Genomic DNA, 21811 nt, shown 5'->3' with positions numbered 1-21811 from the left:
TGTCGTCCGGATCATGCCCGTGTCACGGGGTCCGGCACGCACGTCTGCCGCGTTGTCGTCGGTCCCCGGCTCCCCCACGCTCGGCTTCGCCGGCGCGGGGCGACCCCCATCGCGTCGCCCCCTTCCGCCGCCTCGCGGCCGCACGCACCGGAGCCCGCCCGACTCGGTCGCCAAGTGCTGCTTCTCATGGCCGACCTGATCCAGGCGCCGGCCCGCGGGCCCCACCGCATCGCGACCGATCCGCCGGAGGACCTGTGACCACAGCGCTGCCGGGACTGCGGCGGCTGCTCGCGCTCGCGGGCGACGGACCGTGCGCCGGGCTGTCGTACGACGGCACCGCGTTCCTCCAGCTCGGCGAGGAGAGTCTGAACTGCCGGGACGACACCGGTCGGGTGCTGTGGTCGGCGGCGGCCGACGGTGTGCCCACGGCGGTGGCCTGGGGGCCGGACGGCGGGGAACTGTTCACGCTGCGCTCGGGCCGGGTCGTCGTCCGCGACGGCGACACGGGCGCGGCGGCAGGCGAGGGCTTCGCGGCGTCGCCGGACGCGCACACGCTGGCGGTGTCGCCGGACGGGCTGCGGGTGGTGTGCGTGGGCGGCGGTGTCCTGGTCCACCACCGGGCCACGCACGCCTCGGCGGTGCTGCCGGCCGTGGACCCGGTGGTGACACCCGCCTGGGACCCGCAGGGCCGTCAGTTGTGCCTGGCCACGGCCACCGCGCTGCAGCTGTGGAGCGTGGCGCCGGTCCGGATGGACTTCGCGCCGTGCACCGGCCGTACCGGGGTGACCGCGCTCGCCTGGTCGCCGGACCGGGATGCGCTGGCCTTCGCGGACGCCACGGGTGTGCATCTCGTCGACCGGGCCACCGGACGGCTGCCCGCCCGGCTCTCGTTGCCGGGCACGGTGTGGGGGCTGGGCTTCAGCCGGACCGGACGGTATCTGGTGGCGGGCACGGACCGGGACGCCGTGCTGGTCCTCGACCGGGCGCTGGAGGAGGTGGCCCGGCTGCCCGCGCGGCTGGCCTCGGCGCGGGACTTCAGCGTGTCGCCGACGGGCCGGGTGCTGTTCGCCGTGCCCGGCGGCAGCGAGCTGTGGGAACTGCCGGACGCGGCGCCCTATCCGGCCGAGCGGCGGGTCGGCGTGCTGCTGCGCGGCTGGGCCGCGGCGATGTGCCGGTCGGTGGGCCGCTCCCTGCCGTCGCTGCGCGACCACGCGCCCCGCGTCGGCACACCGTCCCCGCTGCACGAGGGCGCCACCTCCCTGCGCGCCCCGGCGTTCGCCTGGGTGGACGGGGGCGGGGCCTGCGTCCTGGAGACGGCGCCGGGCACCCTCGCCGCGCTGCTCCCCCGACGTCCGGGAGCCGTCTGGTCGGCCCCGGTCGCGACGGGTCCGGGCGGCGCCCACGACCTCGAACCCGCCCCGCAGCCGTACCCGCTGCTGGCCTGCGCGAGCCGCGCCGGACGGGCGGGCCTGACGCTGGTGGACGCCCGCTCCGGCGAGCTGCGCACCGTGCTGGACGGGGGCCAGGCACCCGCGTGGTGCCCGGTTGCGCACGGCGCGGGCGCGTTGCTGGCCGTGCCGGAGCCCGGCCCCGATCCGACGCACCTGTACGTGCACACCCTGGACGCCTACGGCGCCCCCCTCGGCACCCGGCACAGCCTCTACCTCAGCCAGGGCACGGGCCGGCCGGGCTGGGCGCCGGACGGCACCCTGCTCGCCTCGGGTACGCGGGGCGCCGTCGTGCTCTGGCAGATGCCGGAGGCCTCCCGGGCGCGCCGGCTGGAGCTGCCGTCCGGGGGGTTCGCGACGCGGGTCGCGTTCTCCCCCGACGGCAGCCGGCTCGCCGCGACACCGGCCGCCGGGCAGGGTCCGCTGGTGGTGTGGTCGACGCTGACCTGGCGCGTGCAGCGGGAGCTGGGCACGCCGGGCGGGCGCGGCTGGGCCCCGGCGCTGGCCTGGTCGCCGGACAGCTCACTGCTGGCGGCACCGGGACCCGGCGGGGGCACGGCGGTGGCGCAGGTGTGGGACGTGGCCCGGGGCACCCTGGCGATGACCCTGGAGGCCGACGGCCCGTCGCCCGGCCCGCTGTGGTCGGTGCGCTGGTCCCCGGACGGCCGGTACATCGCCACCACGCACACCGGCGGCCGTACGCTGCTGTGGCCCGTCCTGGGTGCCGCCGGGGGACGTCCCGAGGCCGGCTCCCGGCTGCCCGAATCCCCCGAGTTCCTCGCCGAGTCGGGCGCGCTGGCGGCGGCGGTGGACGCGGCGGTGCCGCTGTCCGCGCTGGCCGAGGTGTCGGCGCTGCTGGGCCCGGAGGCACCGGCCGGACGCCGGCTGCTGCACCAGGGCCCGGCCGCCCGCGCCCTGCGCGAGCTGCGCTGGCCGCGGCACGCGCACCCGGCGCTCAGTGCCGTCGTGGCGTCCCGGCTGCGCCCCGACCCGCGCTACGCCCCGCCGCCCGGTGTCCCGCTCCAGGAGCTGCGGACCACGCTGGAGTGGGGCCTGCGCGGCGGCGGCGAGCCACCGGAGCGGACCTCGGTGACCGCGGCGGACCTGACCGGGGCCCTGGAGCGCACCCACCGCGAACTGCTGCCGCTGCTGGCCCTGCTGGGCCCGGACGCGGTGGCCCAGGACCCGGCGCTGCCGCTGCGCCTCGCGGACGGCCCCTGGGCCCGCGCCGCCGCGGAGGCCACCCGGCGTACGGGCGCGCCGCCCCGGCTGCCGGTCTCGCACGGCGACGACGTGCCCGGCCCGGCCACCGCGGGCGACCCCGCCCAGTGGGCCCGGCACGGCCCGCCGGACCGGCTGGTGCCCGCCCAGATGGCGCTGCCCGCGTCGCTGTTGAACGCGCTGTGGGCGCAGGACGCGCTGCTGTACCGCACCCGGCGGGGCCGTCTGCCGCACACCGAGCGGGACGTGGTGCTGGTACTGGACACCTCGGCCGCCGCGCACGGTCAGGTCGGCAGCTGTCTGCGGCTGTCCGCGCATCTGCTGGCCACGGCCCTGATGACGGCCGGGCACGCGGTGGCGCTGGTGCGCCTCGACGCCCGTGAGGGACCCGTCCGGCTGGCCGCCCCCGCGGATCTGCGCCGCCTGTGGACACCGGTACGGCCGGAGCCGGGCGACCCGGTCCGGGCGACCGCGCTGGCCCGGCGCGCTGCCCGGGGCCTCACGGCCGCTGACGCCGCCGAGCCCCGGACGCTGCTGCTGACCCACCCGCACGAGCCGCCCCTGCCGCTGCCGGGCTCCCTCACCCTGCGCGTGCACTACCCGGGGCATCCCGTGGCGCCCGACGGACCGGACACCTGGGTGCTGGCGCCGGAACCGGACGGCGAGGAGCTGCGCCGGGTGCTCACCCGGATCCTGACCCGCCTGTAGGGCTCTCAGCCGCAGAGCATCTGCTCCACCACGTCGGGGCCCATCCGCTCCAGGAGGTCCTCCAGCGCGTCCGGGCGGAAGGCGTCGCCCAGCACCTCGACGCCCTGCTCGTCCCAGGTGATCCGCACCCGGACGAGGTGGCCGCCGGGGTGGGCGTCGTACTCGGAGGCGTCGATGAGGTCGGGCAGGTCGGGTACGAAGCGGTAGTCGGCGCTCATGCCGGGGTTTCCCTTCGGTCCGTGGGCGGTCAGGTCCGTTGTGCCGCGGGTGGTTCGACGATTCGCGCCCCCCACGCCCCGGCCAGGCGCTCCCCGCAGCGCGGGCACGCCCCGTCGCGCAGGCGGTTGTCGACCCGACCCCACAGCTCGCGGGTCACGGCCTCGGCGCCGCAGCCGGGGCAGTGGGTGGTCCGGCCCTCGGCGCCGAGGGCGCGTTCGACGTACACGTACCGCAGGCCCGCCGTGCGGCCGAGGGCGACGGCGCGGCGCAGCCGCTCCGGCGGGGTGGGCCGGTGCCGGTCCATGCGGTAGGTCGGGGTGAAGCGCAGCAGGTGCCAGGGGGTGTCGCGGCCGAGTCCGGCGACGAACTCGGCGATCCGGGCGAGCTGTTCGTCGGTGTCGCTGGTGCCGGGCACGAGTGGGGTGCTCACCTCGACCCACACCCCGCGGTCCTTCAGCAGCCGCAGCGTGTCCAGCACGGGGGCGAGGGGCGCGCCGGTCAGCGCGCGGTGCTCGTGTTCGTCGGCCGCCTTGACGTCGACGTTGACGGCGGCCAGCGCGGGGGCGAGCCGGTCGACGGCCTCGGGGGTGAGGAAGCCGTTGCTCTTCCACACCACGGGCACGCCCAACGGCTTCGCCTGGGCCGCCAGTTCGAGAGTGAGCTCGGCGGCGAGGGAGGGCTCCGAGTAGGACAGGGCCAGTCCGGCGCCGCGCTCGGCGGCCGTCCTGGCGAGCAGGGCCGGGTCGGTCTCGCGCGCGGGCGCGGCCGGGGCGCCCGGATCACGGCCGTACTGGGAGAGGCGGAAGTTGACGCAGTAGTCGCAGCGGAACGAACAGCCGGGCGGGGCCAGGGTGAGCAGTTGCAGGCCGGGCCGGAAGTGGTAGAGCGGCTTGCGCTCGACGGGGGCGAGATGCTCGACCGTGGTGGCCCGGGTCACGGTCAGCACCCGGTCGCCCTGTCTGCGGCGCACCTTGCACGCGCCGGTGTCGCCGTCGCGCAGCCGGCAGCGGAAGGGGCACAGGGTGCACTGGAGGCCGCCGCCCTCGACGGGCCGGTAGAAGTCGGCGGGCTGCCACTCGCCGTCGTGCGCGCCGTCCACCGCTCACCCCCTGTCCGGCCCCCCCGCCCCGGGTTCTCCACCGTACCGGTCTCCCCGGCCTGTTGCCGGGCGACTGCGGCAAGGGGAGACAGAACTCCCGTACCGCGCTACACCATTGACAGGGCGCCCGTCGGAGTGCGCCCGCGCCACGACGCGGGGTGGTCGTCATGCCTTTCGCCGACGGGGACATCACCGTCAAGCAGATCGACGCCGAGAGCTGGGAGTTGCGGGAGGAACTCACCTACCTGGGACGCGAGCAGACGTTCACCGTCCCGGTCGCCTTCCGCACGGACTTCGCCTCGGTGCCCACCGTGTTCGTGTGGCTCATCCCGCGCTACGGCGTCTACACCAAGGCGGCGATCCTGCACGACTACCTGTGCCGTGAGGCCCCGGTGAGCCGGGCCGACGCTGACGGCGTCTTCCGGCGCACCCTGCGCGAGCTGGGTGTCTCGGCGCTGCGCCGCTGGATCATGTGGGCGGCGGTGCGGGCGGGCAGCGGGCTGTCGGGCGCCGGAGCCGGTTCCTGGCTGCTGTGGCTGCTGGTGACCGTCCCGGCGGTGGCGTTCCTGGCCGTGCCCGCGCTGGTGGTGGCCGTGTGGCTGGCCCTGTTCTGGGTGCTGGAGTGGATCGCGTACGCCTTCACCGGCCGGCGCACCGCCGGCCGGGCCAACGAGCCGAGTTTCAGCGGCGTTCCGACGACCGGGGCCTGACGCCGGTCAGTCCTCGTGCGCGGGCCGGCCGGCGATGCGGTGGTCGGCGACGCTGAGCGCCTCGCCGACCAGCCGCCGCAGATGGCCGTCGCGCAGCGCGTAGACGACCCGGCGGCCCTCCTTGCGGGTGCTCACCAGTCCGGCGAGCCGCAGCCGCGCCAGATGCTGGCTGACGGCGGGCCGTGCGGCCCCGCACGCGTCGGTGAGCGTGGTGACGTCCGCCTCGCCGTCCGTCAGCGCGTGCAGCAGGGCGAGTCGTGTGCGGTCCCCGAGCAGGGCCAGCAGCTCGGCCGCGAGCGCGAACTGTTCCTCGCCCGGGGTGCGCGGATGCGCATCGTGCGCAGGTGACAGGTGCATGCGTGCGTTCATACGCACATAATGTCGCCGGGCACCGGGTACGTCCACCATGCCGCACCGGAAGGGGAACGACGTGAGCGAGCGGCACGAGCACGAGCACGGGCATGACCACGCGGAGGGTCATGGACACGGTCACGGACGCGGGCACGGGCATCACCACCACGGCCAGGAACACCACGGTGAGGCGCACGGGCAACGTCACCCCGGGCGGGAGCACGGGCACGGGCACTCGCCCGGCCCCGCGCGCGGCGGCCTCCGGCACCGTCTCACCCATCTCCTCGCTCCGCACTCGCACGAGACGGCCGACAAGCTGGACTCCGCCCTGGAGTCCTCGGCGCGCGGGATGCGCGCGCTGTGGGTGTCGCTCGCGGTGCTGGGCGTGACGGCGCTCGCGCAGGCGGTGGTGGTGGCGTTCTCGGGCTCCGTCGCGCTGCTCGGTGACACCGTGCACAACGCGGCGGACGCGCTGACCGCCGTGCCGCTCGGGATCGCCTTCGTGCTGGGCGGCCGCGCGGCCACCCGGCGCTTCACCTACGGCTACGGGCGGGCCGAGGATCTGGCGGGCATCGCGATCGTGCTGACCATCGCCGCGTCGGCGGCGTTCGCGGGGTGGACGGCGGTCGAGCGGCTGCTGGACCCGCGGCCGGTGGCGCACGTCCCGGCGGTCGCGGTGGCGGCCCTGGCCGGGTTCGCGGGCAACGAGTGGGTGGCCCGCTACCGCATCCGCGTGGGCCGGGAGATCGGCTCGGCCGCGCTGGTCGCCGACGGACTGCACGCCCGCACCGACGCGTACACGTCGCTCGCCGTGCTGCTGGGCGCGGCCGGTTCGGCGCTCGGCTGGCGGCTCGCCGACCCGGTGGTGGGGCTGGCGATCACCGCGGCGATCGTGCTGGTGCTGCGGGACGCGGCCCGCGAGGTGTTCCGGCGGGTGCTCGACGCCGTGGACCCGGCGCTGGTGGACCGGGCCGAGCAGGCGTTGCGGGAGGTGCCCGGCGTGCACGGGGTGGGTGAGCTGCGGCTGCGCTGGATCGGGCACCGGCTGCGGGCGGAGGTGGCGGTGGTCGTGAACGGGGAGACGACCGTGCGGGAGGCCCACGCCGTCGCCGTGGCCGCCGAACACGCCCTGCTGCACGCCGTGCCCCGGCTGACCGCGGCCCTGGTGCACGCCGACCCGGCCCCCGTGCCGGGCGAGGCGGATCCGCATCTGGCGCTGGCGCATCACGCGTCGGCCCCGGGCACCTCCCGCGCCGTCACGGCCTAGGACGACGGGGGTCGGTCCAGGTCCAGGCCCAGGCCCTCCAGCACCACCGCGCCCGGCAGTTCGGCGAAGGCCTTGCCCGGGACGAGGAGCTTGCCGCGTCGCCGGCCGCTGCCGACCAGGACGTACGGCAGGTCGACGACGGCGGCGTCGACCAGCAGCGGCCAGCTCCCGGGCAGCCCGACGGGGGTGATGCCGCCGTACTCCATGCCGGTCTCGCCGGTCGCGGTGTCCATCGACGCGAAGGAGGCCTTGCGGGCGCCGAGATGGCGGCGGACGACGCCGTTGACGTCGAGGCGCGTGGTGGACAGCACGAGGCACGCGGCGAGGGTCGTCCCGCCGCCGCGCCTGCCCGCCACGACCACACAGTTCGCGGACCGCTCCAGCAGGTCGCGGCCGTAGTGCTCCACGAAGACGGCCGTGTCCGCCCACTGCGGGTCGGTCTCGACGTAGACGATCTGCTCGGCGGGCACACTGCCGCGCCAGTCGCGTACGGCGTCGGCGACCGGACGGATCAGCTCGTCCAGGCAGCCGGGGGCGGGTACGGCGTGGTCGAAGTCTCCGATGGGGGCGCGCATGACCGCACGCTAACAGCCGTTCCCGGCCCGTCGCTTCGACGCCTCAGCGCACGGGTGGCACGGACACGGCGAGCACCATCTCCATGGGTTCGGCACCGGTGTTGCCGTACGTGTGCGGGGCCCCGGCCTCGAAGGAGGCGCTGGCGCCGGCCGAGACCCGGTACTCGACGCCGTCCACGGTCAGGGTCAGCTCGCCCGTGGTGACATGGAGAAGTTCGACCGTGCCGACCGGGTGCGGGTCGGAGGAACTGGACTCGCCGGGCATCAGCCGCCAGTCCCACAGCTCCAGCGGGCCAGGGGCCTCCGTGCCGGCCAGCAGCCGGTTGTAGCTGCCCGTGTCGGTGTGCCACAGCCGGACGGCCTGCTCGGCGGGGACGATACGGACCCTGGGGCCCTGCTCGTAGTCGAGCAGGGTGGTGATGCTGACGCCGAGCGCGTCGCCGATCTTCACGACCGTACCGAGGCTGGGGTTGGTGCGGGCCTGCTCGATCTGGATGAGCATGCCGCGGCTGACTCCCGCCCGCGCGGCGAGCGTGTCCAGGGTGAAGCCGCGTTCGGTCCGCCAGCGCTTGACGTTGCGCGCCAGGGAATGGGTCAGCAGGTCGAGGTCCGCCACATTTCCGTCCAGGGAGTCCGGTCGGCCACGGCTCGGGCCGGTGGACCCGGGGCCTGGTCCATTATTTTGGATGACAGGGTTCAATCGACTGCACTACCGTGGCGTGCACCCGATCGTTCACCGAACTGTACTGCGAGGGCCCACGTGACAGCACTCTTCGCCCTGGCCACCAGCCTGCTCTGGGGTCTTGCCGACTTCGGCGGCGGACTGCTGGCCCGGCGTGTGCCGTCACTGACCGTGGTGGTCGTGTCGCAGTCGATCGCGGTGGGCGTGCTCGGCGCCGTCGTGGCGGCCACGGGCGGCTGGAGCGAGGCGGGCCCACGCCTGTGGTTCGCCGTGGCCGCGGGCCTCGTCGGACCGGTCGCCATCCTCTGCTTCTACGAGGCCCTCGCCCGCGGTCCGATGGGCGTCGTCTCCCCGCTCACCACGATCAGCGTGTTCGTCCCCGTCTGCGCCGGGCTGGTCCTGGGCGAACGCCCCCACCCGGTCCAGGTCGCGGGCATCGCGGTCGCCGTGACCGGCGTGGCCCTCGCGGGCGGACCGCAGCTCCGCGGCGCCTCGGTGGAGCGGCGGACGATCCTGTTCACGCTGGTGGGCGCGCTCGGGTTCGGGACGTGCGTCGCACTGATCGCCGAGGCGTCCACGACGCTCACCGGGCTGTTCCTCGCCCTGTTCGTCCAACGGCTGACCAACGTGCTCGCGGGCGGCACCGCGCTGTTCGTCTCCGCCCGGCGGGGTTCGCCGGTGCTGCCGAAGGGCGGTTTCCCCTGGCGCGCGCTGCCGGTGCTGGCCTTCGTCGGACTGGCCGACGTCGCCGCGAACGGCACGTACTCCGTCGCCGCCCAGCACGGCCCGGTGACCGTGGCCGCGGTGCTCGCCTCGCTGTACCCGGTGGTGACGGCCCTGGCCGCGTGGGGGTTCCTGAGAGAACGGCTGCGGGGGGTGCAGGCGGCGGGGGCGGGGCTGGCCCTGATGGGGACGCTGTTGCTGGCGGCGGGGTGAGACCGCGGCGCCTCGTCCGAGGCAGCGGTGCCTTGCCCTGGGCGGTGGGTGTGTTGTCGGGGGGCGTGGGTGCCTTGATCGGGGGCGGTGGGTGTGTTGTCCCGGGCCGTGGGTGCCCTGATCGGGGGCCGTGGGTGCCTTGCCCCGGGCCGTGGGTGCCTTGATCGGGGGCCGGAACGCGCCGGGCCGGAGGGGTTCAGCCCTGGGGATCGGGTGCCGGGTTCAGTTCCGCAAGCCCGGCCGTCGTCTCCTCGTCCAGCTCCGCCAGCCGCGCCACCGTCTCCTCGTCCAGGTCCGACAGGGCGCGCAACTGGTCCGGGGTGACGCCCTCCGGTATAGGCACGGGCGCCGGGGTCCGCAGAGGCGGCTGCCAGCCGTCGTCCGGCGTCCAGCGTCGTACGACCCGGGCGGGGGCGCCCGCCACCACCGAGTGGTCGGGCACGGTGCCGCGCACCACCGCGCCCGCGGCCACCACCACGTTCCGGCCGATCCGCGCGCCGGGAAGAATCACCGCCCCGGTGCCGATCCAGCAGCCGGGGCCGATCTCGACCGGCTCCATCCGGGGCCACTGCCTGCCGATGGGCTCGTGCGGGTCGTCGTAGGAGTGGTTCGTGGACGTGACGTAGACGTACGGACCGAAGTAGCAGTCGCTGCCGATCGTCACCGTCGTGTCGGCGATGACATGGCTGCCGCGGCCCAGGACCACGCCGTCGCCGATGCGCAGGATCGGGTCCGGGCCGAGGTCGAGGTCGGGCATCAGACCGGCGGTGAGGGTGACCTGTTCGCCGACGATGCAGTGGGAGCCCAGGTGGATCCAGGGTTCGCCGAAGACCGTGCCGAGCGGGAAGGCCAGACGGCTGGCCTCGCCCAGCGAGCCGAAGCGCAGGCGCCCGGGGCGCTCGGCCGTCACGGAGCCCGTGCGCTGCACCCAGGCCCAGCCCGCGTGCACGACGCGCTGCGCGAGGGTACGCCGCCAGGATGAGAACGTGTTCTTGCTCTTCGGCACGGCCTCACGGTACTCAGCGCGCCGCTCCACCATGACGTCGAGGGCCTGTGATCTTCGCCCTAACGGGTGGCGTACCGTGCCGGATGTCTACGACTGGGAGGCCGACATGGAGCACCGCGCGCTGATCACCGGCGTCGGCGGCAAGGAGCCGAAGATCGACGAGGACGCCTTCGTCGCGCCCACGGCCTCGGTGATCGGGGACGTGACGCTCGGGGCGGGGGCCAGTGTCTGGTACGGGGCCGTACTACGGGGTGACGTCGAGCGGATCTCCGTCGGCGCGAGCAGCAATGTGCAGGACAACTGCACGCTGCATGCCGACCCCGGGTTCCCGGTGAGCGTCGGTGAGCGGGTGTCCATCGGGCACAACGCGGTGGTGCACGGGGCGACGGTCGAGGACGACTGTCTGATCGGGATGGGGGCGACCGTGCTCAACGGGGCGGTGATCGGGACGGGGTCTCTGGTGGCCGCGCAGGCGTTGGTGCCGCAGGGGATGGTCGTGCCGCCGGGGTCGCTTGTCGCCGGGGTGCCGGCGAAGGTGCGGCGTGAGTTGTCGGAGGAGGAGCGGCAGGGGGTCACGCTGAACGGGGTGATGTACGCGGAGTTGGGGAAGGCGCACGGGGAGGTTCACGGGGGGTGAGTGGGACGCGGGTCTCCCGCGTCCCTGGCCGCGTGCGTGGGTGGCTTCCCGGCGCGTGGCTCGCGGCCTGCCGTGACTGTCTGTCCGTCCGCGTCTGTCCGTCCGCCCGCGTGGGCTCGTCGCGCCGTTCCCCGCGCCCCCCTTGGGTACGTTCTCGGCTTTCCGGCGTCGTGGGCTGGTCGCGCGGTTCCCCGCGCCCCTGGGGTGGGCTCAGTCGACGGCGGTGACAAGGGGCCGGCCTCTGGGTGGGCTCAGTCGACGGCGGGGACCGGGTCGGGGGTCTGTTCTGCCGTTGCCTTCTTGGCCTTGCGCTTGAGAATCAGCATGGAGGTGAGGCCGATGAGGACGGCGACGACCAGGCCGAGCCAGGAGAAGCGCTTGAGCCAGGACTCGGCGACCACGCCGACGTAGTAGATCACGGCCGTGGTGCCACCGGCCCAGAGGATGCCGCCGAGGACGTTGGCGACGAGGAACTTCCAGTACGGCATGTGCAGCACGCCCGCGAGGGGGCCCGCGAAGATGCGCAGCAGGGCGATGAAGCGGCCGAAGAAGACGGCCCACATGCCCCACTTCTGGAAGGAGCGCTCGGCGGTCGCGATATGGCCCTCGCTGAAGTGCTTGGGGAACTTCCCGCCGAGCCAGGCCAGCAGCGGCCGCCCGCCCTTGCGGCCGATCGCGTAGCCGATGGAGTCGCCGACGATCGCGCCGACAGTCGCGCACGCGCCCAGGATGAACGGGTCGATCTCACCGTGCTGCGAGGCGAGCAGCGCCGAGGAGACCAGGATGATCTCGCCCGGCAGCGGGATGCCCAGGCTTTCCAGGCCGATGACGACGCCCACCAGCAGATAGATGGCGAGCGGGGGCACCGTGTCGAGCCATTCCTGGACGTGCAACGCCCCTACCTCCCAGATCTGCGCAGACCACTGCGTCTCTTCGTGCGCCCGGCGGCGGCACACGCCGCGAAGCCTACCCAGTCAGTGTGACGTCCCGGAGGCCCCGATGGTTGTGCGCACCTCCACGCTCGTGCTCAGGGGCAGGTCGCGCGAGGAGGCGCCGAGCCAGACGGTGCGGCGACCGGTGCCGAGGATCCAGTCGTGGCGGCCGGTGTCCCAGGAGCACAGGGTGCGGGCGGCGACCCGCACGGTGACCCGCCGCCGCTCCCCCGCCCGCAGCGCGAGCCTGCGGTACCCGGCCAGCACCCGCACCGGCTGGTCGAGCGCCAGGTCGGGCGACGGTCCGAGGTACACCTGCGGCACGGCCACGCCGTCGCGTTCGCCGGTGTTGTGCACGGTGAAGGACACGGCCAGCCCGCCCCGGGCCCGGCGCACCGACAGGTCCGCGCAGGAGAAGGACGTGTAGGAGAGCCCGTGCCCGAAGGGGAAGAGTGGGCGGACGTCCTGGGCGTCGTACCAGCGGTGGCCGATGCGGACGCCCTCCGCGTACTCCTCGACTCCGTCCACGCCCGGGTAGCGGCGGGGGTCCCCGGCGACGGGGTGGCTGTCGTCGTCGGCCGGGAAGGTCTGGGTGAGCCGGCCGCCGGGGTCGCGGTCGCCGAACAGGACGGCCGCGGTGGCGGCCGCGCCCTCCTGGCCCGGGTAGTACATCTGGAGCACGGCTCCGGTGCGCTCCAGCCACGGCATCGCCGTCGCGGAGGAGGTGTTGAGGACGACCGTGGTGCGCGGGTTGGCCGCGGTGACGGCCTCGACCAGGCGTGCCTGCCCGCCGGGGAGGGCGATGGTGGTGCGATCCAGTCCCTCGGAGGCGTCCTCGTAGGCGAACAGCACGACATGGCGGGCCGCGCGCGCGGCCGTGACCGCCTCGGCCAGGTCGGCGGCGCGGGTCGCGCCCGTGATGCGGCGCAGCCGGAACAGCAGTCCGTCGGCGCCGCCCTCGGCGGTGATCCGCAGGCGGTGCGCTCCGGCGTCCAGGGCGAGGGTGCGGCGGCGTACGGCGAGGCCGTCGGGGGCGGTCGTGACCAGGCCGCCCAGCAGGTACTCGCCCCAGCCGGACGCGAGCGGGAAGAGCTCCTCGCCGTCGACGAGGACCTTGGGGCGGCCGTTGGGCGGGCCCGAGCAGTGCAGGACGAAGGTCCACTCGTCCGGTTCGTCGAGCGTGAGCGTGCCGTCGTAGCTCCAGGTCGTCCCGGCGTCGACGCCCTGACCCTCGGTGGCGAGAGCGGGAGCGAGGGCACCGGCGGGGACGGGCTTGCCGAAGAGGTCCTCGCCGAGGGCGTAGGTGACACGGGTGCCTTGTCCGGCTCGGGCGCGCAGGGCGTCGAGGGGGCTCGCCGCGTGATCCGGGACCACATGGGCGCTGCCGCCGCCGCTGACGAAGGGGGTCGCGCCGGTCGGGCCGATCACCGCGATGTCGCCGTCGGTCAGCGGCAGGGTGCCGTGCTCGTTGCGCAGCAGCGTGGCGCCCGCCTCGGCCACCTCCCGGGCGAGGGCCGCGCCCGCCTCCGGGTCGCGGTCGGGGCGCGGGGGCCGCTCGCTGTCGAGCAGGCCGAAGCGGTCCAGCACCGACAGCAGTCGGCGCACCGCCCGGTCGACGTACCGCTCGGGCACGCTGCCGCCCCGCACCGCCGACTTCAGCGCGGCACCGAAGTGCCGTCCGTCAGGCATCTCCATGTCCAGCCCGGCGGTGAGGGCCCTGACCGTGCTGTGCGCGGCGAACCAGTCGGTCATCACCCAGCCGTCGAACCCCCAGCGGTCGCGCAGGATGTCGCTGAGCAGTTCCTCGTTCTCGCAGGCGAACGTGCCGCCGACCTTGTTGTACGCGCCCATGACCGCGCCGGTTCCGGCGGCGACGGCGGCCTCGAAGCCACGCAGCTCGACCTCGTGCAGGGTGCGCTCGTCGACGCGTACGTCTACGGAGTCGCGGTCCTTCTCCTGGTTGTTGAGCGCGTAGTGCTTGACGGTGGCGACGAGACCCTCGCCCTGGATGCCCTCGATCTCGGCGGCGACCAGGTCGCAGGAGAGCAGCGGGTCCTCGGAGAAGGTCTCGAAGTTGCGGCCCGCGTAGGGGGTGCGGATGAGGTTGACCATCGGGGAGAGCAGTACGTCCTGGCCGAGCGCGCGGCCCTCGCGGCCGATGACCTGGCCGTAGCGGCGGGCCAGTTCGGGGTCGAAGGCGGAGGCGAGCAGGACGGGGGCGGGCAGCGCGGTGGCGACGGGGGTCCCTCCGCGCGAGTCCGTCCGAGCGTGGGGGAGGGTGACGCGGACGCCGGCCGGGCCGTCGGCCAGCCGCAGCGGAGGGATGCCGAGTCGGGGCACGCCGGGGACGTATCCCGCCTGGCCGAGGGAGGCGGGATCGGGGGCGCCGTGCAGGAGGGAGATCTTCTCGTCGAGGGTGAGAGCGGCGAGAAGGGCCTCGACGCGGGGACCGGCGCCCTTGTCGCGCCCGGCCGCGCGCGCCGGGGTGAATCCGCCGACGGTGGCCGCGGCGGCCACGGCGATGGCCACACTCACCAGACGCAGGGCGGATCGCCGGGGAACGGTGTCGGACATGGGCCGTCACTCCTTCGGTGAGCTGGCACGACATGTGAACCGCGGGGTGCGCCCGGCGGCCGGGCCGCGTTCACCCCGTGGACCCACTGTGCTGCACAGCCCGCATGACGACCCGTCAGACACCGCCGTCGGCGGGAAATCCAGGGACGGCGTCGAGTCGTGTCCATACGGACGGCGCCCTGACGCCCTGACGCCCCCGGGAACGGCGAAGGGCCCTGGAATTCGCCCAAGGGCCGGGGCCTTGTACGGGTGCCGCTCAGCCGCCGTCGCTCAGCCGGCGACCGTCAGCCCGTGTGGCTCGACGGGCGCCGCTGAGCCGCTTGTCGCTCAGCCGTTGGGCCGCAGCGTCCACACGACGGTCATCTCACTCGTCACGGCACCGTCCTCGCGCTGGATGGCGACGGTCACCGGGAACTCGGGCCGCTTGCCCTCGTCGAGCTCCGCGACGACGTCGGCTATGGGGCGGCCGAGCGTGGCGGTGGCCCTGACCGGGCCGAGCGCGATCTTCTTGAAGGCGATCTCGGCGGTCACCGGGAGCGGCACCGCGCGGGAGAGCTGGTCACCGAAGGCCGCGAGCACGATCGCGCCGCTCGCCGACTCGCCGAGGGTGAACATCGCGCCCGCGTGCGGACCACCGACGTGGTTGCGGTACTCGCTCTGGTCCGGCAGGGCCAGCACAGCCTTCTCCGGAGTGGTCTCCAGGTATTCGAGGTTCAGGGTGCGAACCATCGGCACTGTGGCGGCGAGCAGCTCGCCGATGGACATCTGATCTGCGCTCATGACGAGGATGTTACCCACGAGTAGCCGAGGTGGCCAGACGCCTCGGGTGTCGCCTACGCCTCTCTTTCGGCCAGATACCCGGCACAGGCCCCGCCGCCCCCGTCCGGCGTCCCCGCGCGGCGCCGCGCCGCCGTTCTCCCTGTTGGTACGTCCCTGACAAGGGGCAGTGACCGAATCGTGTCCGGGGCGGCACTAGGGTTACGGCACATGTGGCCAGGAGAGCAGCCGCCCGGGGGCGAGCAGAACCCGCAGACGAACAACCCGTACCAGCAGCCGGGGTACCAGCAGCCGAATCCGTATCAGCAGCCCGGCTACCAGCAGCCCAACCCGTACGCGCAGCAGCCGCAGTGGGGCACGCCCCAGACGGTCGGCATGCCCCAGCCGCAGCCCGGCGGGGGCGGCGGTGGCGGGAACCGGACCAAGCTGGTGGCGATCATCGCGGCGGCGGCCGTGGTGGCGACGGCCGCGGTGACCGGCTTCCTGGTCCTCGGCGGCGACAAGGACGACACCGCGGACGGCGGCGACAAGGACAAGAAGACGACCAGCCCGTCGCCGACCGGGTCCGCCGAGCCCACCGCCACCGAGAGCGGGTCGGACGACAACCCGCGCGGCAACGAGACCCTGGAGCCGACCGTCGCGGGCTGGAAGGTCGTGGTGAACCCCAAGTGGGGCATCGCCTTCGACGTGCCGGCCGACTGGGAGGTCGAGTCCCCGACCCTGACCATCGGCTTCGAGGACGACAAGTCCGACTCGGCCAAGCCGCTGATCGTGATGTCGGCGCCCGCCTTCTACAAGTCCAAGTGGTGCACGACCGACGACAACAAGGACGGCCGCACCGAGGACACGGCCCTGGCCGCGGTCGGCAGCAAGGGCGCCGACGGCGCCAAGAACACCGACGAGGTCGCGGTCAACCAGGTCCCGTGGTGGGTCTACGGCGGTTACACCCAGCCCGACAAGAAGAGCCTCACCGTCGACAAGAAGGCCGAGGCCTACACCACCGCCTCCGGCATCAAGGGCAGCCTGGCGTGGGCGCAGTCCACGAACACCCCGCAGAAGGGCAAGTGCGCCAGCGACGGCAAGGCCGTCACCTTCGGCTTCAAGAACGCCGACGGCGCCTTCGTGGCCTGGAACTTCTACGGCGCCAAGGGTGTGAAGGGCGAGGTGCCGAAGGAGACCATCATGAAGATCCTCAGCACGGTCCGCCTGCACGGCGACGCGACGGGGAGCTGACCCGGCCGGGCCGGTGGCGGTCGGTGGGATCGACGGGCGGGCGACTGCCGGGAGTCCGCCGTGGCCGGTGACAGTTTCCGCCGTGGCGCCGGTGAGGGTTTCCGCCGTGGCGCCAGTGAGGGTTTCCGCCCTGGCGCGAGTGAGGGTTTCCGCCCTGGCCGGTGACCAGAGTCCGGCTCGGCGCCTCGCAGGTGACGAGCGTCCGCCCGCCTCCGGTGACGGGAAATCCGCCGCCGCCTGGCGGGAGTCCGGCCCGCCGCCGGTGACGGGTTCCCGCCGTGGACGGAGACGGGAGTCCGGCCCGCCTCCAGTGACCGCCGTGGACGGGACGGGTTCCCGCCCGTGGACGGTGACGGGTTCCCGCCCGTGGACGGTGACGGGTTCCCGCCCGTGGCGGGTGACGGGTTCCCCCCGTGGGTGGGTGCCGAGAGTCCGCCCGTGGACGGTGAGAGGCAGTCCGCCCGTGGGCGGTGACAGGAGTCCGCCCGCCACTGCTGACGGGAATCCGCCGCGGCCGATGTGACGGTTGGTCCGCCCCGACCGGCCCGGACCGGCCCGGACCGGACCGCCCAGGCCGTGGATCATTCGACAATCGGTTTGGCAAACGCGGGCCGGGGCGGGGATAGTCGGCCGGTGAACTCCGCCGCCTCCCCCCGCCCCGGCCGCCGCCTGCACAGACCCGACTGGGCCGGACGCAACTACAGCCTGCTGACCGCGGCCGCCTTCGTCACCAACCTCGGCAGCCACGGCGCGCTGATCGCCGCCGCGTTCGCCGTCCTGGAGAACGGCGGCGACGGTGGCGACGTCGGCCTGGTGGCAGGCGCCCGCACCCTGCCGCTGGTGCTGTTCCTGCTGATCGGCGGCGCGGTCGCGGACCGGGTCCCCCGGCACCGGGTGATGGTCGCGGCCAACGCCCTCAACTGTGTCTCCCAGGGCCTGTTCGCACTGCTGGTGCTGGCCGGTGAGCCGCAGTTGTGGCAGATGATGCTGCTCACCGCCCTCGGCGGCACCGGGCAGGCGTTCTTCAGCCCCGCGGCCGAGGGCATGCTGATGTCCTCGGTGTCCGGGGAGCAGGTGAGCCGGGCGTTCGCCGTGTTCCGGATGGCGATGCAGGGGGCGGCGGTCGGCGGCGCCGCGCTGGGCGGTGCGATGGTCGCCGCGCTCGGCCCCGGCTGGGTGCTGGCGGCGGACGCCGCAGCGTTCGCGGTGGCCGGGGCGATGCGCTCCTTCCTCGACGTCAGCCACATCCCGCCGCGCGAGGCAGGCGGCGGACTGCTGGCCGATCTGCGGGAGGGCTGGCAGGAGTTCATCGGACGGCCCTGGCTGTGGGGCATCGTCGTGCAGTTCTCGATCGCCAACGCGGTCGTCGGCGCCGCCGACGCGGTCTACGGCCCCCTCGTCGCCCGCGACCATCTCGGCGGGGCCGGCCCCTGGGGCCTGGCGCTGGGCTTCTTCGGGGCGGGCACGGTGGCCGGCGCGCTGCTGATGACCCGCTGGAAGCCGCGCAGACTGCTCCTCGCGGGCACCCTGTGCGTCTTCCCGCTCGCCCTGCCCTCCGCCGCGCTGGCCGTGCCCGTGCCGATCGGGGTGCTGTGCGCGGTGATGTTCCTGACGGGCGTGACCCTGGAGGTCTTCGGCGTCTCCTGGATGACCGCGCTGCACCAGGAGATACCCGAGAACAAGCTATCCCGCGTCTCGGCCTACGACTGGTTCGGCTCGGTCGCGCTGATGCCGCTGGCGACGGCGCTGGCCGGTCCGGCGGAGGAGGCCTTCGGGCGCACCGAGGCGCTGTGGGGCTGCGCCGTGTCGATCTTCACGGTCACGGCGCTGGTCCTGCTCGTACCGGACGTGCGCCGGCTGCGCCGTCGTACGAAGGAGGTCATGGCAGGACCGCCGGTCGAGGCCGCGAACGGCTCAGCCGATGCCGAACGCCCCGTCGGGGGGCTCGGGTGAGGGCACCGCGTCCTCGTCCCTGACCGGTCGCGCGTCCCCGACGAACTGCCGTAGCGCGGCCCCCTGTTCGACCCGTGCCGGGAAGGCGTCGGCCGCGGTGAGCCGGGCCAGGGCGGCTGTGTCGAGGGGCTCGTGCGCGGCGACGAGCACCGCGTTGCCGAACCGCCGCCCGCGCAGCACGCCGGGCTCGGCGATCATCACCAGCTCCTCGAACACGGCGCCGAACGTGGCCAGCTGGGAGCGCAGGAACCCGAACGGCGCCCCGTCGGCCAGGTTGGCCAGATAGACGCCGCCCTTGCGCAGCACCCGCTCGGCCTCGCGGGCGTATCCGAGACAGGTCAGATGGGCGGGGACGCGTGAGCCGCCGAACACGTCGGCGACGATCACGTCGGCGGAGTCCGCCGGGGCATCGGCCAGCCAGGCCCGCGCGTCCGCCGGATGCGCGGTGACACCGGCGTCCCGTGGCAGCGGCAGATGCTCCGCCACCAGGTCCAGCAGCGCCCGGTCGGCCTCGACCACGTCCTGCCGCGAGCCCGGCCGGGTCGCCGCGAGGTACCGGGGCAGCGTGAACGCCCCTCCCCCGAGATGCAGGACGTCCAGCGCCCGCCCGGCCGGCGCGAGGGTGTCCAGCACATGCCCCAGCCGCCGCGCGTACTCGAACTCCAGATACGTCGGCTCGTCCAGGTCCACGTAGGACTGGGGCGCCCCGTCGACCGTGAGCAGCCAGGCACGCTCACGGTCGACGTCGGGCATCAGCTTGGCGGTGCCGTGGTCGACGGCGCGGGAGACGGGGAGGGCTTCGCTCACCGCCCCATTCTGCCTGCGGTGCGCGCCCCTCAGCAGCGCGGGGAACCGCGGGACCAGCCCCACACGGCCCGCGGTCCCCCACGCACACCGGGCACCCTCACAGAACGGCCGTCACCGTCCCGGCCCCCACGGTCCGGCCGCCCTCGCGGATCGCGAAGCCGAGGCCCGGCTCCAGCGGCACGTCACGGCCGAGCTCGACCGTCATGGAGACGGTGTCCCCGGGCCGCGCGACCGCGAGTTCGCCGAGGTCGACGTTCCCGACCACGTCCGCGGTGCGGATGTAGAACTGCGGCCGGTACCCGCTCGCGACCGGCGTCGTACGGCCGCCCTCCCGCGCCGACAGGACGTACACCTGGGCCTGGAAGCGGCCGCTCGGCAGCACGCTGCCCGGCGCGGCGACGACATGCCCGCGGCGTACCGCGTCCCGGGGCACACCCCGCAGCAGCAGCGCCACGTTGTCGCCCGCCTGCGCCTCGTCCATGGGCTTGCCGAAGGTCTCCAGCCCGGTGACGACGGACTCGACACCGGCACCGAGCACCTCCACCCGGTCGCCGACCCGGACCACGCCGCGCTCGACGGCGCCGGTCACCACGGTGCCCCGGCCGGTGATGGTGAGGACGTTCTCGACGGGCAGCAGGATCGGCGCGTCCAGATACCGCTCGGGCATGGGCACATAGGTGTCCACGGCGTCGAGCAGCGCCTCGATCGACGCCGTCCAGCGCGGGTCGCCCTCCAGGGCCTTCAGCCCCGAGACCCGTACGACGGGCACGGCGTCACCGCCGTAGCCGTGCGTGGTCAGCAGTTCGCGGACCTCCAGCTCGACCAGGTCGGCCAGCACCGCGTCCTCGCCGTCGCCCACGACGTCGGCCTTGTTGAGCGCGACCACGATGTGGTTCACGCCCACCTGCCGGGCGAGCAGCACGTGTTCGGCGGTCTGCGGCATGATCCCGTCGAGCGCGGAGACGACGAGGATCGCCCCGTCGAGCTGCGCGGCGCCGGTGACCATGTTCTTGACATAGTCGGCGTGACCGGGCATGTCGACGTGCGCGTAGTGCCGGGTGCCGGTCTCGTACTCGACGTGCGCGATGTTGATCGTGATGCCCCGCGCCGCCTCCTCGGGGGCCCGGTCGATCCGGTCGAACGGCACGAAGGTGCCGGGCCCGCGGTCGGCGAGGACCTTGGTGATGGCGGCGGTCAGGGTGGTCTTGCCGTGGTCGACATGGCCCATGGTGCCGATGTTCAGATGCGGTTTGGTACGGACGTACGCCGTCTTGGGCATGGCTCTACCTCGAAGCTGTGCGAAGGAAGCGGGACCCCGGGACGGGCCGACCCTCCCCCTGCGGGGTCCGCCGGACTGTCCGGAGAGGGTCAGCTTCGGGCGCCGTCGACAGCGGCCAGGAAGATCTCGACGGCAGCCTTCGGCGCATCCGCGACTGCGGATGCTGCGAGAAGGAAGGCGTGCCGGAACATGTCGTCGATCATCGCCGAACCGGCGTCCGGCGTCGAACGGTTTTCCGGCCCCACCCGCGCGGGCGAGCCAGGACACCACGCGGAGGCACACAACGCCGAAGCCTCCCGCGGCAGGTGCCGCGGGAGGCTTCGGGAGACAGGAGCGGTGCCGGGCACCAGTGCCCCGGCAGGCGAGGTCTGCGCGACGGGGCGAACGTCGCCCGTTGGGGCACTAGCCCGCCGACTCCGCGGCGTGCGGGCTCAGGACGCCCATGGTGACCAGGGCGACCAGGATGATGCCGAGGACGATGCGGTACCAGACGAAGGGCATGAAGCTCTTGGTGGAGATGTACTTCATAAACCAGGCGATCACCGCGTACCCGGTGGCGAAGGCGATGATCGTGGCGAAGATCGTCGGACCCCAGCTGACATGGTCGCTCCCCATCGCGTCCTTCAGCTCGAACATGCCCGACGCGAGCACCGCGGGGATGGCGAGCAGGAAGGAGTAGCGGGCCGCGGCCTCGCGCTGGTAGCCCATGAAGAGGCCGCCGCTGATGGTGGCGCCGGAGCGGGAGACACCGGGGATGAGGGCGCAGGCCTGGCAGAGGCCGAAGATCAGGCCGTCGCGGACACCGAGGTCCGTCAGGGTCTTGCGGGGCCGCGCGGCCCGGTGCTTGCCGCCGGCCTCATCGCGCGCGGCCAGCCGGTCGGCGACGCCGATGACGATGCCGACGACGATCAGCATCGTGGCGGTGACCCGCAGATCACGGAAGGGGCCCTCGATCTGGTCCTTCAGCGTGACGCCCAGCACACCGATCGGGATCGAGCCGACGATCACCAGCCAGCCCATCTGGGCGTCATGGTCCTTGCGCCACGCCTTGTCGAACAGCGACTTGGACCACGCCGCCAGGATGCGGCCGATGTCCTTGCGGAAGTAGATCAGCACCGCCGCCTCCGTGCCGATCTGGGTGATCGCCGTGAAGGCCGCGCCCGGGTCCTCCCAGCCGGAGAAGGCCGCGGTCAGCCGCAGATGCGCGCTGGAGGAGACGGGAAGGAACTCGGTCAGCCCCTGGACGAGTCCGAGGATGAGTGATTCGAACCAAGACATGAAGTTACGGAGTCCAAGTGCCGATCGTGCTGCGGGCGTCGGACACGCCGAGCCCGCGCGCGGGTCTGGTGTGTTGAGGGGCAGCGTAGCGCCCTTGGGTGAAGGGCCATGACGCAGGG

The 21811-nt window shown here is 74.0% G+C and carries 19 protein-coding genes; 7 read left to right on the top strand and 12 right to left on the bottom strand.

Annotated elements, in window-relative coordinates; genetic code table 11:
- The first annotated feature begins 254 nt into the window (after window positions 1-254).
- Window positions 255-3377, top strand: a complete 3123-nt coding sequence (locus ABZZ79_RS18130; RefSeq protein WP_356689921.1) for a hypothetical protein — start codon at window positions 255-257, stop codon at window positions 3375-3377.
- Between the two features lie 5 nt (window positions 3378-3382).
- On the opposite strand, the gene ABZZ79_RS18125 is transcribed toward ABZZ79_RS18130, so the two are convergent.
- Both ABZZ79_RS18125 and amrS read right to left on the bottom strand, forming a co-directional pair.
- The gene (locus tag ABZZ79_RS18125; protein WP_356689920.1) at window positions 3383-3595 is read right to left on the bottom strand and encodes a radical SAM-modified peptide, FtsH ternary system-associated; all 213 of its coding nucleotides are present in this window, start codon (window positions 3593-3595) and stop codon (window positions 3383-3385) included.
- A gap of 29 nt (window positions 3596-3624) precedes the next feature.
- Window positions 3625-4695, bottom strand: a complete 1071-nt coding sequence (amrS, locus tag ABZZ79_RS18120) for an AmmeMemoRadiSam system radical SAM enzyme (protein ID WP_356689919.1) — start codon at window positions 4693-4695, stop codon at window positions 3625-3627.
- 167 nt (window positions 4696-4862) lie between these two features.
- On the opposite strand from amrS, the gene ABZZ79_RS18115 reads away from it, so the two are divergent.
- Window positions 4863-5405 (top strand): DUF1353 domain-containing protein, encoded by a 543-nt coding sequence (locus ABZZ79_RS18115; protein ID WP_356689918.1) that lies wholly within the window; start codon window positions 4863-4865, stop codon window positions 5403-5405.
- A gap of 6 nt (window positions 5406-5411) precedes the next feature.
- Here the strand turns inward: ABZZ79_RS18115 and ABZZ79_RS18110 are convergent, their stop codons facing one another.
- Window positions 5412-5774, bottom strand: coding sequence for a metalloregulator ArsR/SmtB family transcription factor (locus ABZZ79_RS18110; RefSeq protein ID WP_356689917.1), 363 nt, complete (start codon window positions 5772-5774; stop codon window positions 5412-5414).
- 61 nt (window positions 5775-5835) lie between these two features.
- Here ABZZ79_RS18110 and ABZZ79_RS18105 point away from each other — a divergent pair, with 61 nt between their 5' ends.
- Window positions 5836-7023, top strand: a complete 1188-nt coding sequence (locus ABZZ79_RS18105) for a cation diffusion facilitator family transporter (RefSeq protein WP_356689916.1) — start codon at window positions 5836-5838, stop codon at window positions 7021-7023.
- Here the strand turns inward: ABZZ79_RS18105 and ABZZ79_RS18100 are convergent.
- Together ABZZ79_RS18100 and ABZZ79_RS18095 are read right to left on the bottom strand one after the other, a co-directional pair.
- Complete coding sequence (locus tag ABZZ79_RS18100; protein WP_356689915.1) at window positions 7020-7598, bottom strand: YbaK/EbsC family protein; 579 nt, start codon at window positions 7596-7598, stop codon at window positions 7020-7022. The two genes, ABZZ79_RS18105 and ABZZ79_RS18100, sit on opposite strands and share 4 nt — an antisense overlap.
- A gap of 43 nt (window positions 7599-7641) precedes the next feature.
- Window positions 7642-8214, bottom strand: a complete 573-nt coding sequence (locus tag ABZZ79_RS18095) for an XRE family transcriptional regulator (protein WP_356689914.1) — start codon at window positions 8212-8214, stop codon at window positions 7642-7644.
- Window positions 8215-8358: 144 nt separating this feature from the next.
- Here ABZZ79_RS18095 and ABZZ79_RS18090 point away from each other — a divergent pair, with 144 nt between their 5' ends.
- On the top strand, window positions 8359-9216 hold the full coding sequence (locus tag ABZZ79_RS18090; RefSeq protein ID WP_356689913.1) for a DMT family transporter: 858 nt from the start codon (window positions 8359-8361) through the stop codon (window positions 9214-9216).
- Between the two features lie 196 nt (window positions 9217-9412).
- Here ABZZ79_RS18090 and ABZZ79_RS18085 read toward each other — a convergent pair whose 3' ends face one another.
- Window positions 9413-10222 (bottom strand): acyltransferase, encoded by an 810-nt coding sequence (locus ABZZ79_RS18085; protein ID WP_356689912.1) that lies wholly within the window; start codon window positions 10220-10222, stop codon window positions 9413-9415.
- Window positions 10223-10328: 106 nt separating this feature from the next.
- Here ABZZ79_RS18085 and ABZZ79_RS18080 point away from each other — a divergent pair, with 106 nt between their 5' ends.
- Window positions 10329-10859 (top strand): gamma carbonic anhydrase family protein, encoded by a 531-nt coding sequence (locus tag ABZZ79_RS18080; protein WP_356690073.1) that lies wholly within the window; start codon window positions 10329-10331, stop codon window positions 10857-10859.
- A gap of 251 nt (window positions 10860-11110) precedes the next feature.
- Here ABZZ79_RS18080 and ABZZ79_RS18075 read toward each other — a convergent pair whose 3' ends face one another.
- From ABZZ79_RS18075 to ABZZ79_RS18065, 3 genes are all read right to left on the bottom strand, one after another.
- Entirely contained in the window at window positions 11111-11752 is a 642-nt protein-coding gene (locus ABZZ79_RS18075) for a DedA family protein (RefSeq protein ID WP_356689911.1), read from the bottom strand.
- A gap of 81 nt (window positions 11753-11833) precedes the next feature.
- On the bottom strand, window positions 11834-14365 hold the full coding sequence (locus ABZZ79_RS18070) for a glycoside hydrolase family 3 C-terminal domain-containing protein (protein ID WP_356689910.1): 2532 nt from the start codon (window positions 14363-14365) through the stop codon (window positions 11834-11836).
- Window positions 14366-14692: 327 nt separating this feature from the next.
- Complete coding sequence (locus ABZZ79_RS18065; protein ID WP_356690071.1) at window positions 14693-15130, bottom strand: DUF4442 domain-containing protein; 438 nt, start codon at window positions 15128-15130, stop codon at window positions 14693-14695.
- A 222-nt stretch (window positions 15131-15352) separates the two neighbouring features.
- Between ABZZ79_RS18065 and ABZZ79_RS18060 the strand changes: the two genes are divergently transcribed.
- Window positions 15353-16375, top strand: a complete 1023-nt coding sequence (locus ABZZ79_RS18060; RefSeq protein WP_356689909.1) for a hypothetical protein — start codon at window positions 15353-15355, stop codon at window positions 16373-16375.
- A gap of 633 nt (window positions 16376-17008) precedes the next feature.
- The gene (locus ABZZ79_RS18055) at window positions 17009-18328 is read left to right on the top strand and encodes an MFS transporter (RefSeq protein ID WP_356689908.1); all 1320 of its coding nucleotides are present in this window, start codon (window positions 17009-17011) and stop codon (window positions 18326-18328) included.
- Here ABZZ79_RS18055 and ABZZ79_RS18050 read toward each other — a convergent pair.
- The 3 genes from ABZZ79_RS18050 to ABZZ79_RS18040 all read right to left on the bottom strand — a co-directional run bounded on the left by ABZZ79_RS18050 (window position 18290) and on the right by ABZZ79_RS18040 (window position 21692).
- Window positions 18290-19135: a fused MFS/spermidine synthase gene (locus ABZZ79_RS18050; protein ID WP_356689907.1), complete on the bottom strand. Its 846-nt coding sequence runs from the start codon at window positions 19133-19135 to the stop codon at window positions 18290-18292. The two genes, ABZZ79_RS18055 and ABZZ79_RS18050, sit on opposite strands and share 39 nt — an antisense overlap.
- A gap of 97 nt (window positions 19136-19232) precedes the next feature.
- On the bottom strand, window positions 19233-20414 hold the full coding sequence (gene tuf, locus ABZZ79_RS18045; RefSeq protein ID WP_356689906.1) for an elongation factor Tu: 1182 nt from the start codon (window positions 20412-20414) through the stop codon (window positions 19233-19235).
- 402 nt (window positions 20415-20816) lie between these two features.
- On the bottom strand, window positions 20817-21692 hold the full coding sequence (locus tag ABZZ79_RS18040; RefSeq protein WP_356689905.1) for an undecaprenyl-diphosphate phosphatase: 876 nt from the start codon (window positions 21690-21692) through the stop codon (window positions 20817-20819).
- Between the last annotated feature and the right edge of the window lie 119 nt (window positions 21693-21811).

Origin of the sequence: Streptomyces sp. NPDC006458, from assembly GCF_040612135.1 — a bacterium.
Lineage (GTDB): Bacteria > Actinomycetota > Actinomycetes > Streptomycetales > Streptomycetaceae > Streptomyces.
The sequence above is the reverse complement of the archived record's forward strand: the minus strand, read 5'-3'. Positions and strand labels throughout refer to the sequence as shown.

What these genes read in the sequence shown, in the direction of transcription:
- ABZZ79_RS18125 (WP_356689920.1), bottom strand. Translation starts at nt 3,595, where the DNA reads ATGAGCGCCGACTACCGCTTCGTACCCGACCTGCCCGACCTCATCGAC.
- ABZZ79_RS18115 (WP_356689918.1), top strand. Translation starts at nt 4,863, where the DNA reads ATGCCTTTCGCCGACGGGGACATCACCGTCAAGCAGATCGACGCCGAG.
- ABZZ79_RS18110 (WP_356689917.1), bottom strand. Translation starts at nt 5,774, where the DNA reads ATGAACGCACGCATGCACCTGTCACCTGCGCACGATGCGCATCCGCGC.
- ABZZ79_RS18100 (WP_356689915.1), bottom strand. Translation starts at nt 7,598, where the DNA reads ATGCGCGCCCCCATCGGAGACTTCGACCACGCCGTACCCGCCCCCGGC.
- ABZZ79_RS18080 (WP_356690073.1), top strand. Translation starts at nt 10,329, where the DNA reads ATGGAGCACCGCGCGCTGATCACCGGCGTCGGCGGCAAGGAGCCGAAG.
- ABZZ79_RS18070 (WP_356689910.1), bottom strand. Translation starts at nt 14,365, where the DNA reads ATGTCCGACACCGTTCCCCGGCGATCCGCCCTGCGTCTGGTGAGTGTG.
- ABZZ79_RS18065 (WP_356690071.1), bottom strand. Translation starts at nt 15,130, where the DNA reads ATGTCCATCGGCGAGCTGCTCGCCGCCACAGTGCCGATGGTTCGCACC.
- ABZZ79_RS18060 (WP_356689909.1), top strand. Translation starts at nt 15,353, where the DNA reads ATGTGGCCAGGAGAGCAGCCGCCCGGGGGCGAGCAGAACCCGCAGACG.
- tuf (WP_356689906.1), bottom strand. Translation starts at nt 20,414, where the DNA reads ATGCCCAAGACGGCGTACGTCCGTACCAAACCGCATCTGAACATCGGC.
- ABZZ79_RS18040 (WP_356689905.1), bottom strand. Translation starts at nt 21,692, where the DNA reads ATGTCTTGGTTCGAATCACTCATCCTCGGACTCGTCCAGGGGCTGACC.